Raw genomic sequence first — 13,956 nt, forward strand, 5'->3', positions numbered from 1 at the left:
TTTTTTGCCATAGGCAGCTTCCCTGGATATTAAAACGGTCATTTTCGGCAATTTTTTACGCTGCGAAAACATTTCTATGAAATGGAATTGATGCTTAAGCCCTATAGTAGTGCTAAAGGAGTTCATAGAGAGAAAGGTGAGAGACTATGACCATTGCTGTATTGGATCGTCAACCGCAAGAGAAACCAGTTGAAGCTGCTGCCCCGACCTCAACCCGCCTGCTGGAATATACCCGCAGGGCGCCGGTTATTGCAGCCTCCTGTTCCTGCAAAGATACCATTGCGTTATTCAAGCAATATCCGGACAGTGAATGCGTAGTTATAGCCGGTGAGGGGATCGATAAGGACAAGCCGGTAGGGCTTATGATGCGCAATCAGTTTTTTATGCGGCTGAGCCAAAGGTTTGGCGTAGACCTGTATTACGAAAAGCCGATAACGGAGCTGATGGATCCATCCCCGTTAATCGTGGATCAATCGTATTCTCCGCAGCAATTGATCGATAATGCTCTAAAGCGCGATGACAGCGTTCTATATAATTGCGTAATTGTAACAAGAGAAGAACGGATAATCGGGATATTAACCGTATCGGATCTGCTTCGGATGTCCAGGCAGCTTCAGCAGGAAGCGGTGGACGGGCAGGTGAAGACAATCAAAAGCGTTGGCGGCCGTGTGAAAGAAATCGACGAGGCCGTAAGCTCGGTGCGTCAATCGGCCTTGCGCGGGAAGCAGATTTCCGCGGATATGGTGGACCTGACGTTAAGCGGCAAAAATCAGTTGGACAAGGTGACGGCGGCGTTCGGCAAGCTTGCCGCGAATTCGATGCAGCAGGAGCACCGGATGAATGAGCTGCAGGCCGAAGCGGGCTCCATCAGCCATGTCTCCAAGCTGATCAAAGAGCTGGCGGAGCAGAGCAACCTGCTTGCCATTAACGCCTCTATCGAAGCGGCGCGCGCAGGCGAGCATGGCAGAGGATTCGCGGTAGTAGCGGGCGAGGTGATGAAGCTGGCCAGCGAAACGAAGCGTTCCGCCGAGGCGATTACGACGCTGACGAAGACGATCGTCGCCGCGATTGAACAGACCGCTTCGCTTGCCCGTGAAGGCCGGGAAGAGGCCGTTGTCAGCGAATCCTGCGTTCAAGAAGCAGGCAGCGTGTTCAGTCACCTGTTCCAGGCATCGGCGAACAGCAAGAACAGCACGGAACAGATTGGCAAGCTGTCGGAGCAGGCCTATCAGCAGACGGTGCATGTCTCCAAGGAGATCGATAAGCTTCTGGGGTCCTATTTTTAACACGGAATTTACAAAACGACAATACCCGATTTACAAACGGCTAGTAGGATAGATACATCAGAGCAAAAAAATCGCAATTCACGATTATTCAATAGGTTACCCATTATACTTACGGTTATGATTCGAAATGAATGGCCAAGCCTCAGTATGAAACTCGTTCATCTGGGGCTGCTGTTCATTATCCATGTATATACGGAGGAGAACGATCATGCAAACTTTATTGCAGACGCAACCCTTAATTAACATTAACAAATTGAATTTGTATTACGGAGCTTTCCATGCTTTGAAGGATGTATCGCTCACGATTCCCGAGAAAGCGATCACCGCTTTCATCGGCCCTTCCGGCTGCGGCAAATCGACGCTGCTCCGGACGCTGAACCGGATGAACGACATGATCCCCGGCACAAGAATCGAAGGCAGCATCGCGATTGGCGGAACGGAAATCTACTCGAGCGACGTAGACGTCGAGACGCTTCGAAAGAAGGTTGGCATGGTGTTCCAGCAGCCGAATCCTTTTCCGAAATCCATCTACGATAACGTAGCTTACGGTCCGCGTCTCCATGGCATTACGAACAAGAAGCAGCTGGACGAGATTGTCGAGACGAGCCTGAAGTCGGCTGTGCTGTGGGATGAAGTGAAGGATTATTTGAAGCGCTCCGCGCTTAGCCTCTCCGGCGGTCAGCAGCAGCGTCTATGCATTGCGCGCGCGATTGCCGTTAATCCGGATGTTCTGCTCATGGACGAGGCGACTTCGGCGCTTGACCCGATCTCGACGCTGAAGATTGAAGAATTGGCGCAAGAGCTGAAAGACCGTTATACGATTGTTATGGTTACGCATAACATGCATCAAGCGGCTCGTGTTTCGAATCAAACGGTATTTTTCTTGAACGGCGAGGTTGTGGAATTCTCGGAAACGGAGAAGCTGTTCTCCAATCCTAGCGACCAGCGCACGGAGGATTACATTAGCGGACGTTTCGGCTAACACAAGGGGGAAGTGTACAAATGATGACGACAAGAAAAGAGTTTGACCATGGCCTGGAGCAGCTTCACAATCTGCTCGTTGAAATGGGAACATTCGTGGAGGAAGCGCTTGTTGATTCAATGACGGCGTTAAGCGGCACGGATACGGAGAAGGCAAGAGCGATTATCAACAATGACCAGCATCTGAACAATCTGGAGGACAAGATTACCGATCTTGGCTCGAAATTGATCGCGACGCAACAGCCAGTTGCGAAGGACCTTCGCCGGATTCTGGCCGCTTTCAAGATCGCATCGGATCTGGAGAGAATGGGCGATCTTTGCGTAAACATTGCGAAGTTTGTTATCCGTCTCGAGGGCCAGCCGCTGATCAAACCATTGATTGACCTGCCGCGCATGGCGGAAATCGTGCAGACGATGACGTACGAGTCGATTCAATCCTTTGTGCAGGAGAACGTGGATCTGGCTTACAAGCTGGCGACGGAAGACGATCAGGTGGATGCGCTTTGCGCCCAAATCTCGCGCGAGCTGCTGTCGCTAATGATGGAGAACCCGCGCAACATCTCGCAGGCAACGGTTCTGAACTTCGTAGCCCGCAATATCGAGCGGATTGGCGACCATGCGACCAACATCGGCGAAAGCGTCGTGTACCTTGTAACGAACAAACGCCCTGATTTGAACACGCAGCATAGTATTTAAGAAGTTATATAAAGCCTGTTATCCGAGTGACTCGGGTAACAGGCTTTCTTATCTCTCATTACAGAAGACGCTCGCATAACCAGAAGGCGCCGGCTGCGGCAATCAGAATAGATGCGGCTTGTACCGTCCGGAAATAACCTTTGTAATGCTGTGCATACCGGATTACAGGGACGGCCAATGCGATTAAGCAAAGCTGGATGATTTCGATCCCGATGTTGAAGCTTGCCAAGTCGATTGCTACGTACGGTTTGGGTATGTCCATGCCAAGCAGGATATCCGCGAAGCCCATGCCATGAATCAGACCAAAGGCGAAGGTCACGAGCCAGCGGAACCGAACCTTTTGGGAGAAAATATTTTCGATTGCGACGTACACAATGCTAAAGGCGATGACCGATTCGATAAAAGTCCCGTCTACACTCCGGTACCGTTTACGGTCAACGGCTCCGAGGTTTCCGTGATGAGTCGTACCGACGGGACCTTCCTGATCGTTCGGACAGACAAATCGTTTGACGACACAGCGACCCATTGGGCGAAAAAAGAAATTGATGCGCTCGCGAGCCTCCTCATTGTTGACGGAGTGGACGATGGAACATTTGATCCGAACCGCTCCATCACCCGTGCCGAATTCACGGCGCTGGTCGTTCGCCTGTTTGGTCTCGCGACACCGGCCGCTGCAGGAAACGGCAAGTTTGGGGATGTGCAAGCGGATGATTGGTTTGCCTCCGTTGTAGCCGCTGCAACAGGAGCCGGTCTTATCAACGGCTATGAAAATGGCGAGTTTAGACCGGACCAGACGATTTCGCGCGAGGAAATGGCAGTCATTCTGTCTCGCGGTCTGGCGTTTGCGGGGCATAAAGGTGAGGCTTCCGGCGCGGGAGCATTTACGGACCAGAGCGAAATTCCGGCATGGGCAGCTGAAGCGATCAGCCAGCTTGCGGGCTTTGGCATTGTAAACGGCAAACCGGGGAACGAGTTTGACCCTGCAGGTAAAGCTACACGCGCCGAAAGCGTGGCCATGCTGTACAGGCTGTTGCCGATTCTGACATTTGCGAAATAATCGGGATGAATAGAAGTAAACCGCCGGGGCGGATGCCCTGGCGGTTTTATTTTTTGCCCGTCTGCCTGCGAGGAGATTGCTTGATAAATATGGTATGATAGAGGGTAGAACGATTAGGTGAGGTGTCTGAATGGACAAGTGGATATTGATTGATGGCAATAGTATCGCAAACCGGGCCTTTTATGCGATGCCGCCGCTTACGAATTCAGCAGGTTTACATACGAACGCGGTATTCGGTTTTACGACTATGCTGCTTAAATTGCTGGAAGACGAGAAGCCGACCCACGTGCTGGTTGCCTTTGACGCGGGTAAAGTCGTGTTCCGCCATGAAGGCTATACAGAATATAAAGGCGGCCGCGCGAAAACGCCGTCGGAGCTGTCGGAGCAATTCCCGGTTATGAAGGATTTGCTGAAGGCATTTGGCATTTCCCAATTCGAGCTGTCCGGCTACGAAGCCGACGATATTATCGGTACGCTGACGCGGCTGGCCGATGAGCGGAACGTGGAGACGCTGGTCGTGACGGGCGATAAGGATATGCTGCAGCTCGCTTCGGATAACGTCACGATCGCGATCACGCGCAAAGGGATCAGTGAGGTTGAGCATTTCTCCCCGGCCGCCATTGAAGAGAAGTACGGATTGAAGCCGATGCAGATCATTGACCTTAAGGGGTTGATGGGCGACGCATCGGATAATATTCCCGGTATCCCCGGCGTAGGCGAGAAGACCGCTCTGAAGATGCTGCATGAGTTCGGCACGGTCGAGGAGGTACTCGCTAATACGGACAGCCTCAAAGGCAAGATGAAGGAAAAGGTCGAGACGCATAAAGACGATGCGATCATGAGCAAAAAGCTGGCCACGATCTTCCGCGAGGTGCCGCTTGAGCACAGCGCGGAGGATATCCGTTACGAGGGCTACCAGCCCGCAACGCTTGCCGAAGCGTTCCGCAAGCTAGAGTTCAAGTCGCTTATCGAGCGGCTGGACCTGAATGGAGCAGGTGCGGGCGACGGCGATACGTCAGCTCCCGCGGTAGAGCTTAACATCGTGGTTATCGATTCCGATAATGACGGTGAAGCTTTGAAGGACATGCTGTCCGCCTTGCAAAGCACGGAGCATGGCTTATACGTGGAAGCCATCGGCGAGAATCCTCATCAGGCGGAAGTACTGGGTCTTGCTGCGGCGGCAGGGGATACGGCGTACGTGGTGCCGATAGCGGCGCTTCAACAACCGTTCGCGGCGGAGCTGCGGAAATGGCTGGAGGATGCGGACAAGCCTAAAAACGGTTTTGACACGCATAAGACGGAGCTGGCGCTTGGCTGGCGAGGAATCGAATGGCGCGGTGTAGCTTTTGACGTGCAATTGGCCGCTTATCTGCTCGACCCGACCGATACGAACCTCACGCTAAACGCGTTATGCGACCGTTACGGCCAGTCCTCGGTTCCTCATGACGACGCGGTGTACGGCAAAGGCGCGAAATTCAAAGTACCGGATAATGAGGCGTTATACCGCCACTTGTCCGTGAAGGCGGATGCGGTCCGCAAGCTTACGGCTTTGATGCGCGCGGATCTCGAGAAGCGGGGCATGAACGAGTTGTATTTCGAGCTGGAACAGCCGTTGTCCGTTGTGCTGGCCGGCATGGAGCGACAAGGCATTAAGGTGGAAAAGGCGGAGCTCGAGCGTCTCGGCAGCGAGCTGGAGAGCAAGCTGTCGGCAGCCGTGAGCGAAATTTACCGCTTGGCCGAAACGGAGTTCAATATTGGCTCTCCGAAGCAGCTTGGCGAGGTATTGTTTGAGAAGCTGGGACTTCCCGCGCAGAAGAAGACGAAGACCGGCTATTCGACGGATGCGGAAGTATTGGAAAAGCTGGCTCCTTATCACGAGATCGTTCCGTTGATTCTGCATTACCGTACGTTGTCCAAGCTGCAGTCAACGTATATTGAGGGGCTTCTGAAAGAGGTTCGTCCGGAAACGGGCAAAATTCATACGTATTACCGTCAAACGATCGCGGCGACAGGGCGTCTCAGCAGCCAATTCCCGAATCTGCAGAACATTCCGATCCGGCTAGAGGAAGGCCGGCAAATCCGCAAGGCGTTTGTGCCTTCCGAGCCGGGCTGGTACATTCTAGCGGCGGACTATTCGCAGATCGAGCTGCGCGTTCTCGCCCATATTTCGGGCGATGAGCGCCTGAAGGAAGCTTTTATCCATGACATGGATATTCATACGAAAACCGCGATGGACGTATTTGGCGTATCGGCCGATCAGGTGGATGCGAATATGCGCCGCTCGGCGAAGGCTGTTAACTTCGGTATCGTATACGGCATCAGCGATTTCGGCTTGTCGCAAAACTTGAATATTACGCGGAAGGAAGCCGCGAGGTTCATTGAGCAATATTTCGAAGTGTTCCAAGGCGTACGCAAGTACATGGACGATATTGTGATGCAAGCCCGCCGCGACGGCTTCGTGACAACCTTGCTGGAACGCCGCCGGTATCTTCCGGATATCAAGGCCTCCAACTTCAATCTCCGCTCGTTCGCTGAGCGTACGGCGATGAATACGCCGATTCAGGGCACGGCAGCCGACATTATCAAATTGGCGATGGTGCGCATGGATGAGACGCTCCGCGAGCGCGGTCTGAAGAGCCGCATGCTGCTGCAGGTGCATGACGAATTGGTATTCGAAGTTCCGGAAGAGGAGCTCGAGCTCATGAAGGAGCTTGTGCCAAGCACCATGGCAGGCGCTTTGAAGCTGGACGTGCCTTTGAAGGCGGACGTGAACTATGGCGTCAACTGGTACGAGGCGAAGTAAGGAGCAGGAGCGAAGTTTCGCAATTAGAAGCTTGGAGTGGCTGAGCTAATCCAAGCAGGGCGAAAGTTTCGCCTAAGCAACGGGATTGACAACTATCCTGTCCAAAGCGAAGTTTCGCAATTAGAAGCTTGGAGTGGCTGAGCCAATCCAAGCAGGGCGAAAGTTTCGCCTAAGCAACGGGATTGACAAAACTATCCCGTCCCGAAGCCCATCCGAATCAGGTATAATGGGTTTGAGGTGAATAAGAATGCCCGAATTGCCAGAGGTAGAAACGGTCAGAAGAACATTAATTGAATTAGTCGCAGGCAAGCGAATCGCTTCGGTAGAAGTGAAGCTGCCGCGTATCATACAACGCCCTGAAGAACCGGAGGCGTTCGAAGCGGCTCTTGCCGGACGGACGATTCAGACGGTTGAGCGTCGCGGAAAGTTTTTGAGAATCGTGCTGGACGGTCTCGTGCTGGTCTCCCATCTTCGGATGGAAGGACGCTACGGCGTATTCCCAAGCGACGAGCCGGTGGAGCTTCATACGCATGTCCTGTTCCACTTCGATGACGGAACGGACCTGAGATACAAGGATGTACGCCAATTCGGCACCATGCATCTGTTCGAGCCGGGTACGGAATTCGAGATGAAGCCGTTAAGCAAGCTTGGCCTCGAGCCGCTGGAGAATGAGGCGTTTACGGCGGATGCCTTGAGAGGCCTGCTTGGAAAAAAATCAGGTCTAATCAAGCCGCTTCTCTTAAATCAGGAATATGTGGTGGGGCTTGGCAATATTTATGTGGATGAGGCTTTGTTCCTGGCAGGCATTCATCCGGAGCGGACAGCGGATTCTCTGAAGAAGGCGGAATGGATACGTCTCCATGAGGCGATCGTATCGACGCTTGCGAAGGCTGTCGCGGCAGGCGGATCATCCATTAAATCCTATGTGAACGGCCAGGGCGAAATGGGGATGTTCCAGCACCAGCTGCTGGTGTACGGCAGAAAAGACGAGCCTTGCGCAAGCTGCGGCAGATTAATCGAGAAATCGGTTGTAGGCGGAAGAGGAACGCATACCTGCGCAAGCTGCCAGCCTTTGCCGAAGGCGCGCAAAAAGGCTGTCCCTCAGGTTTAATGCACCGTAACGATTTCCCCGCATATGCTATTGTTGTTACGAAACAATAGGCGGATGTCTAGATAAGCGCTTCTGTGCGGCTAGAGACGTCCGGTATGCGGGGAGGGCTGCGGGTTGTTCGCGCATTTTGCTTCTTTGCTGGTGCTTGCTTTCGCTGTCAGTGTGGACGGCTTCGGAGTAGGCGTGACATACGGATTGCGGCGAATAAGAATACCGCTCTTGTCGGTTATCATTATCGCTTGTTGCTCAGGGTTGGTCATTTTCTTATCGATGATCGTTGGTTCATGGATTACGGGGTATTTATCGCCTTTTGTGGCTAAGCTGATTGGAGCGGTTGTGCTTGTGTGCATCGGCACATGGGCGCTGCTGCAGCTGCGGCGGAGCGGTCGGGAAGCGGGAGCTGGCGAAGGCCAAGCTGAAGATGATTCGAATCATTCTGCGGCGGATACGGAGCAGATTGACCGCACGCATCCGGTTCTAGTGGTGATTGTTGAATTGAAGCGCTTGGGATTGGTTATACAAATATTGCGGACTCCGCAAGCCGCCGACGTGGATAAGTCGGGAACGATCTCCGCAACCGAAGCGTTAATGCTTGGCGTAGCCTTGTCGTTTGACGCGTTTGGCGCCGGAATCGGAGCGGCCATGATCGGATTATCTCCTTTATTAACCCCTATTATGATTGCTGCGGCCAGTGCGTTATTCCTGCTTGGCGGGATGCGGTTCGGCTTCCGGTTCTCGAACTGGAAAGGCATGCAGGCGATATCGGTGCTTCCGGGCATCTTATTAATCATAATCGGCATATTAAAGCTGTTATAAAGTTACGGGAACGGGATTCACTTGAATGAGGTGAAAGCTAATGAAGATCGGTTTAACCGGCGGAATCGCTACCGGCAAAAGCACCGTGGCTGCCATGCTGGTAGAACGCGGTGCGATGCTGGTCGATGCCGATCAGGTTGCGAGAGAAGTTGTTATGCCCGGCGAACCGGCTTTAGAAGCGGTCGCCTCTGCGTTTGGACAAGCTGTTATACATACGGATGGAACATTGGATCGCAAGGCGCTTGGCAGCATCGTGTTCAACAACCGCGATTTGCTTGCGCAGCTTGAGAATATCCTGCATCCGGCTATACGGGGCCGCATGCGGCAGCGGATCAAACAGTATGAAGAACAGAACCCCAGTCAATTGGTCGTTGCGGATATTCCTCTTTTATACGAGACGGGCCAAGAAGAGCTATACGACGGGGTGATGGTCGTATATGTTCCCCAGACGCTTCAGTTACAAAGGCTGATGGAGCGGAACGAATTAGCAGCAGAAGAAGCATGGAGACGCATTGGACTTCAAATGGACATTGAGCAGAAGAGAAGCCGCGCGAATTGGGTTATAGATAATAGCGGTTCACTTGATGAGACAAGGCGGCAGGTGGACGAATTTTGGAAGAGCAAGGGTTTGCCATGAGGTGGTTAGTCCGAAAAAGAGTGCTGCTCATTCTGCTCATTGGCTTCATTGGCGTCTTATTCCTTAATTCCAATTGGCTTGCCCGGATGATGTATCCGATTGAGTACAAGGAAGACATACGAGCAAGCGCATCCAATTATGGGGTTGACCCGCATCTGATTGCGGCCATTATCCGGACGGAAACGAATTATTCTACCGGACAAGTCTCTAAAAAAGGGGCGCTTGGGCTCATGCAGATTATGCCAGATACGGCTGACTGGATCGTGAAGCAGGCAGATTTCAACAATGTCACAAGAGAAATGCTGCAGAACCGGCCGGATGTCAGCATTGAAGTAGGGGCCTGGTATTTGCAGTCCCTGCATAAACAGTTCAAACAGAATACGGTAGCCGTTATCGCAGCGTACAACGCTGGTCCCGGCAATGTGAAAAAATGGCTGGATTCGGGCAAATGGGATGGGAAGCTAGAAACGACGGATCAAATTCCGTACGGGGAAACCCGTCACTATGTACAACGCGTTATTTATTATTATAATAAGTACAAAGATCTTTATCCTGTTATTTAAAATTGGACAAGAAGAAGCCTTGGCTGTCCGTCGCTTCAGGACGAACAGCCAAAGCATTTGTTATACATGACTAATGAAATTATTGTTGGCGGCCAGCAAGGGATTGTTCTGCAATTTGCACCAGGCGGCGAGTAATGTTACCACCGATGTAACCTGCGTCTTTAGTCAGAAGGTTGCCGTAGTAACCGTCTTGCGACAACGTAATACCCAGCTCTTGAGCGACCTCATATTTCATTTGGTCCAGTGCTGCGTTAGCTTGTGGTACAAGCAGTTGGTTGCTGTTGTTGTTGTTCGAGCTCATTGATGTTCACCTCCTTGCGGTTGGTAAATGTATTATGTGCGGAATTCGCAACTTCATTCAGGTAACGACTGGAAATTTCTTAAAAAATAAAAACAGGATTCGGAAGGAGTGAAAAAAATGAAATGCCCTTACTGCGATTTTGCCGGTACGAAAGTGCTTGATTCCAGGCCAGCTAACGAGAACAAGTCCATCCGCAGACGGCGTGAATGCGAAAAATGCAGCCGCCGTTTTACGACCTTCGAAATGATCGAGGAAACACCGCTTATTGTAATTAAGAAAGACGGGAGCCGGGAAGAGTTCAGCCGCGATAAAATTTTGCGCGGTCTGATCCGTGCATGCGAGAAGCGTCCCGTCTCGGTTGAACGGCTCGAGGTCATCGTCTCCGAAGTGGAGAAGGAGCTTCGGACAACAGCGCTCGCGGAAGTCGAAAGCCGCGAGATCGGCGAGATCGTGATGAGCCAGCTGTATCCGGTTGACGAAGTGGCCTATGTGCGCTTTGCATCCGTGTACAGACAGTTCAAGGACATCGACATGTTCATGAAGGAACTGAACAGCCTGTTATCCAAACATCCAATGAACAATTAACATTAATATGGTGCGTGAATAGTCCTCCCTTTATGGGAAGGACTATTTTTGCATCTATACAAGTCGGGAGTGGGGAAATGGTTAAGATCGAAGCGTTGGATCATCTTGTATTGACCGTAGCCAATATGGAGAAGACGGTCGCTTTTTACAAAAAGGTGCTGAATATGGAGGTCATCGTCTTTGGAGATAACCGGAAGGCGCTGTTATTCGGCCAGCAGAAATTCAACCTGCATGAAGCCGGTAAAGAATTTGAACCGAAGGCAAAAAATCCGAGTCCGGGCTCTGCCGATTTCTGTCTCCTTACGAAGACGCCGATCGATGAGGTCATTCGACATTTGGCTGCTTGCGAGGTGCCCATCGAAGAGGGTCCGGTTGCCCGTACAGGGGCAGTAGGAACAATAATATCGGTGTACTTCCGCGATCCGGATCACAATCTGGTGGAAGTATCGAATTATACATCATTTTTTCTATATTAATTCTACCGCGCGGGCTCGCTTGGCTTTTCTCTATAATGAATGGAGATAAGCGGATTTTTTATTCTTTTCGATACCATAATAGAAGCAAGCGCCCGTCAGGATGGGAAGTACACGCACAATGATGCAGGAGACGATTGCGGATCTGCATGAGAATAATTGGACGCATTGCAATGCGGTAATTCTGTATAACGAGCAGGAAACAAGGGAGCGTTGCGTCGAGATAAGAATGGCAGCCGGACACGAAGAGAAGAGATTTTCGATACTAGGGTTTTGGCTATGTGAAGTGACTGTAAAAATAAACAAGCAAAATCATTGACAGTGTGGAAATGTCTGTGCTATTATTTTGCTTGTCCGGGGCCATAGCTCAGCTGGGAGAGCGCATCGCTGGCAGCGATGAGGTCAGGGGTTCGATCCCCCTTGGCTCCACCATAATAAACAATCAAACCACGTCAAATTTGACGTGGTTTTCTGTTTATTATGGTGGAGCCCAAAAGGGGGCGAACTCGGGTTCGTCCGCGCGGACGCAATGAAGTGAGAAGGCCTCGAAGGTATATTTTTAATGGAGGAGCACGGCGTCTGAATTCACTGATAAAAGTCCTCGTCGACTAAACTTTTCGGTAATTGGGGAGGAAAATTATTTGATGTATTTTTAGGGAATTTTTATTACCATCAGGATTTAAATGAAAGTAAGCATATTGGAGTACCGCATAGCAGCTTTGCTCGATTTCGTTACAGATGTTTTATTAATTAATTTTCAACTGACCAGAGAATGTGTATTACTACGGTTGACTTCAGCGAGCATTAGTAATGCAACACCGGAATTGAAGCCTTTCAACTAAGGCATTCAACTTTTTTAATAGGCATCTTCCTTGCGCAGACGCTCCACTTCAGCTCTTAGCGTATCAATTGACCCCTCTGCAGCTTCTTGATTTTTGTGCCCCTTATTATCCTTTTCCGTCATACAGCGACGCTCCTTTTCCTTTGGTTTTAGGGCGTCAATCCCATTTTTATTGAATAGGCTATGCCATTTTCTAATTATCCCTGCAGATGAGATATTGAAAATGAGATCTGCTTATTTGGAGACGTCCCCGTTGTCGTTCATGTAATTGAGTACGTCTAGTTTATATGCCATGGAGTATGCTGTGTATTTTTTCAAAACCTTTTAAGCCGTGCCCGTGATATTCACATTGTCTCATTGACATACGTAGAGCTTACTGATTAACACCTATTGATTTTGCAATGATGCTTTTTACTCCTTCAGCACCATTTTGATATTAATGAATAGCTTCTAATTTCACTTCTAAACTGTAATAAGGAAAAAAACTGCACCTCCATTGTTAGTCGTGTCTAACAATAGGAGTTCAGTTCCAAGGGGCAATCCCTATCCTAAACAGCTCTTTTTATATTAACCTTTCTCTAAGTTATAAGATAAATTCAAGTTTGTAATCTACTTCACATAACTTTTTTTTGTAATGTTTATAATAAAATTATGTGCAGAAAGGAGGAATGAGTAACCTCCATGCCGCAGATGATGTCCCGTGGACATAGGAACCTTGAAAGATAGAAAATTCAAAAGTATGTAAGGAGAGGTTTCATGGATAACTTGGAGAACCAGGCAAAACTATATGGGGAGCAAATGAAAGCGATTGTGGTGACGGACGAAGCTGAGGGAACAGCTGGCATGAAACTGGTGGAACGGCCGAAGCCGGACGTGGCGATGCTCTCAAGCCTTTCAGGCGCGAACTACGGCGATGTCATTGTTCAGGTTCATGCATCAGGATTCACAGGGGATGAGTTGACGTGGCCTTCGACCTGGATCGATCGTTTAGGGCGGGACCGGACGCCGTCGATCCCCGGACACGAGGTGGCTGGAGTGGTCACCGCCCTCGGATATGGCACAACTGGCCTGTCGGTTGGAGATCGGGTTTTCGGTCTTACGGACTGGACTCGCGACGGCAGCCTCGCGGAGTATGTAGTCGTCGAAGCACGCAACCTCGCTCCGCTACCGAGTGAGGTTGACTTCACGGTTGGTGCAGCTGTAGCAATGTCGGGCCTGACTGCCTAGCAAGGTTTGTTCGAGCACGGTCACCTCCGGTCGGGTCAGCGTGTCCTTGTGCACGGAGCGGCCGGTGCTGTCGGATCGATGGCGGCACAGCTCGCACGTCAAGCCGGCGCTTACGTTATCGGAACCGGACGAGCTGCACACCGTCAGACGGCACTCGACTTCGGCGTGCAGGAGTTCGTAGACCTTGAAAACGATTCGCTGGAAGACATCGGTTCCGTTGATCTAGTTTTTGATGTCTTCGGTGGCGATATCGGGAGTCGGTCCACGGGTCTAGTGCGAGAGGGAGGACGGTTGGTGACCGTCGCCGGCCCGCCCGAGGTGCGGCCTGTAAACGGTTTAGCGATCGATTTCATTGTCGTTTCCGATCGTGCTCAACTGATTGAGATCGCCCAGCGAGTGCGTGATGGACGATTACGGACAAACATCGGTAAAGTGGCGTCCCTCGATGAAGCTGTCGCCGCCTTTAACCCGACTGAGCGGATCAAGGGTAAGACGATCATTCGTATTCGTCCGTAACTGACAATGAAATGGGCATAATTGTTTGAAAAATAGTTGTCACTCATGCCCGATTTCGAATTA

15 protein-coding genes and 1 tRNA gene are annotated in these 13,956 nt (G+C 51.0%); 14 read left to right on the forward strand and 2 right to left on the reverse strand.

Translation table 11 applies throughout. The features are described from left to right. Positions 1-161 precede the first annotated feature (161 nt). The 3 genes from FHT67_RS01730 to phoU all read left to right on the forward strand — a co-directional run bounded on the left by FHT67_RS01730 (position 162) and on the right by phoU (position 2,963). On the forward strand, positions 162-1,286 hold the full coding sequence (locus FHT67_RS01730; protein WP_208403078.1) for a methyl-accepting chemotaxis protein: 1,125 nt from the start codon (positions 162-164) through the stop codon (positions 1,284-1,286). A 208-nt stretch (positions 1,287-1,494) separates the two neighbouring features. Further along, a complete protein-coding gene (gene pstB, locus FHT67_RS01735) occupies positions 1,495-2,268 on the forward strand; it encodes a phosphate ABC transporter ATP-binding protein PstB (protein ID WP_116393773.1) in 774 nt (257 codons plus the stop codon). A gap of 23 nt (positions 2,269-2,291) precedes the next feature. After that, positions 2,292-2,963, forward strand: coding sequence for a phosphate signaling complex protein PhoU (gene phoU, locus FHT67_RS01740; protein ID WP_132305224.1), 672 nt, complete (start codon positions 2,292-2,294; stop codon positions 2,961-2,963). A gap of 58 nt (positions 2,964-3,021) precedes the next feature. Here the strand turns inward: phoU and FHT67_RS01745 are convergent, their stop codons facing one another. After that, complete coding sequence (locus tag FHT67_RS01745; protein ID WP_347880058.1) at positions 3,022-3,336, reverse strand: HupE/UreJ family protein; 315 nt, start codon at positions 3,334-3,336, stop codon at positions 3,022-3,024. On the opposite strand from FHT67_RS01745, the gene FHT67_RS01750 reads away from it, so the two are divergent. The 6 genes from FHT67_RS01750 to FHT67_RS01775 all read left to right on the forward strand — a co-directional run bounded on the left by FHT67_RS01750 (position 3,304) and on the right by FHT67_RS01775 (position 9,950). After that, on the forward strand, positions 3,304-4,020 hold the full coding sequence (locus FHT67_RS01750; protein WP_347880059.1) for an S-layer homology domain-containing protein: 717 nt from the start codon (positions 3,304-3,306) through the stop codon (positions 4,018-4,020). The genes FHT67_RS01745 and FHT67_RS01750 overlap by 33 nt on opposite strands. Before the next feature lie 130 nt (positions 4,021-4,150). Beyond that, a complete protein-coding gene (gene polA, locus FHT67_RS01755; protein ID WP_167195108.1) occupies positions 4,151-6,823 on the forward strand; it encodes a DNA polymerase I in 2,673 nt (890 codons plus the stop codon). A 247-nt stretch (positions 6,824-7,070) separates the two neighbouring features. After that, positions 7,071-7,934, forward strand: a complete 864-nt coding sequence (gene mutM / locus FHT67_RS01760; protein WP_132303371.1) for a DNA-formamidopyrimidine glycosylase — start codon at positions 7,071-7,073, stop codon at positions 7,932-7,934. A 114-nt stretch (positions 7,935-8,048) separates the two neighbouring features. Next, positions 8,049-8,750 carry a sporulation membrane protein YtaF gene (gene ytaF / locus FHT67_RS01765; protein ID WP_167195111.1) on the forward strand — a complete coding sequence of 234 codons (702 nt, stop codon included), beginning with the start codon at positions 8,049-8,051 and terminating at the stop codon, positions 8,748-8,750. A 40-nt stretch (positions 8,751-8,790) separates the two neighbouring features. Beyond that, entirely contained in the window at positions 8,791-9,387 is a 597-nt protein-coding gene (gene coaE / locus FHT67_RS01770; RefSeq protein WP_167195114.1) for a dephospho-CoA kinase, read from the forward strand. Next, complete coding sequence (locus FHT67_RS01775) at positions 9,384-9,950, forward strand: lytic transglycosylase domain-containing protein (protein ID WP_132303374.1); 567 nt, start codon at positions 9,384-9,386, stop codon at positions 9,948-9,950. The genes coaE and FHT67_RS01775 overlap by 4 nt, the downstream gene beginning before the upstream one ends. 79 nt (positions 9,951-10,029) lie before the next feature. On the opposite strand, the gene FHT67_RS01780 is transcribed toward FHT67_RS01775, so the two are convergent. Continuing rightward, positions 10,030-10,251: an alpha/beta-type small acid-soluble spore protein gene (locus tag FHT67_RS01780; RefSeq protein ID WP_132303375.1), complete on the reverse strand. Its 222-nt coding sequence runs from the start codon at positions 10,249-10,251 to the stop codon at positions 10,030-10,032. A 117-nt stretch (positions 10,252-10,368) separates the two neighbouring features. Between FHT67_RS01780 and nrdR the strand changes: the two genes are divergently transcribed. The 5 genes from nrdR to FHT67_RS29630 all read left to right on the forward strand — a co-directional run bounded on the left by nrdR (position 10,369) and on the right by FHT67_RS29630 (position 13,893). Then, positions 10,369-10,836: a transcriptional regulator NrdR gene (gene nrdR / locus FHT67_RS01785; RefSeq protein ID WP_015843146.1), complete on the forward strand. Its 468-nt coding sequence runs from the start codon at positions 10,369-10,371 to the stop codon at positions 10,834-10,836. 77 nt (positions 10,837-10,913) lie between these two features. After that, positions 10,914-11,312: a VOC family protein gene (locus FHT67_RS01790; protein ID WP_167195117.1), complete on the forward strand. Its 399-nt coding sequence runs from the start codon at positions 10,914-10,916 to the stop codon at positions 11,310-11,312. Between the two features lie 353 nt (positions 11,313-11,665). Next, positions 11,666-11,741 (forward strand) — tRNA-Ala (locus FHT67_RS01795). A gap of 1,165 nt (positions 11,742-12,906) precedes the next feature. Continuing rightward, positions 12,907-13,377, forward strand: a complete 471-nt coding sequence (locus FHT67_RS29625; protein ID WP_208403079.1) for an alcohol dehydrogenase catalytic domain-containing protein — start codon at positions 12,907-12,909, stop codon at positions 13,375-13,377. A 78-nt stretch (positions 13,378-13,455) separates the two neighbouring features. After that, positions 13,456-13,893: a zinc-binding dehydrogenase gene (locus tag FHT67_RS29630; protein WP_208403080.1), complete on the forward strand. Its 438-nt coding sequence runs from the start codon at positions 13,456-13,458 to the stop codon at positions 13,891-13,893. Positions 13,894-13,956 lie beyond the last annotated feature (63 nt).

It is taken from the genome of Paenibacillus sp. BK720, from assembly GCF_011761545.1.
In the GTDB taxonomy this organism is placed as follows: Bacteria; Bacillota; Bacilli; order Paenibacillales; family Paenibacillaceae; genus Pristimantibacillus.

What these genes read in the sequence shown, in the direction of transcription:
- polA (WP_167195108.1), top strand. Translation starts at nt 4,151, where the DNA reads ATGGACAAGTGGATATTGATTGATGGCAATAGTATCGCAAACCGGGCC.
- pstB (WP_116393773.1), top strand. Translation starts at nt 1,495, where the DNA reads ATGCAAACTTTATTGCAGACGCAACCCTTAATTAACATTAACAAATTG.
- phoU (WP_132305224.1), top strand. Translation starts at nt 2,292, where the DNA reads ATGACGACAAGAAAAGAGTTTGACCATGGCCTGGAGCAGCTTCACAAT.
- FHT67_RS29630 (WP_208403080.1), top strand. Translation starts at nt 13,456, where the DNA reads ATGGCGGCACAGCTCGCACGTCAAGCCGGCGCTTACGTTATCGGAACC.
- FHT67_RS29625 (WP_208403079.1), top strand. Translation starts at nt 12,907, where the DNA reads ATGGATAACTTGGAGAACCAGGCAAAACTATATGGGGAGCAAATGAAA.
- FHT67_RS01775 (WP_132303374.1), top strand. Translation starts at nt 9,384, where the DNA reads ATGAGGTGGTTAGTCCGAAAAAGAGTGCTGCTCATTCTGCTCATTGGC.
- mutM (WP_132303371.1), top strand. Translation starts at nt 7,071, where the DNA reads ATGCCCGAATTGCCAGAGGTAGAAACGGTCAGAAGAACATTAATTGAA.
- coaE (WP_167195114.1), top strand. Translation starts at nt 8,791, where the DNA reads ATGAAGATCGGTTTAACCGGCGGAATCGCTACCGGCAAAAGCACCGTG.
- FHT67_RS01780 (WP_132303375.1), bottom strand. Translation starts at nt 10,251, where the DNA reads ATGAGCTCGAACAACAACAACAGCAACCAACTGCTTGTACCACAAGCT.
- nrdR (WP_015843146.1), top strand. Translation starts at nt 10,369, where the DNA reads ATGAAATGCCCTTACTGCGATTTTGCCGGTACGAAAGTGCTTGATTCC.
- FHT67_RS01790 (WP_167195117.1), top strand. Translation starts at nt 10,914, where the DNA reads ATGGTTAAGATCGAAGCGTTGGATCATCTTGTATTGACCGTAGCCAAT.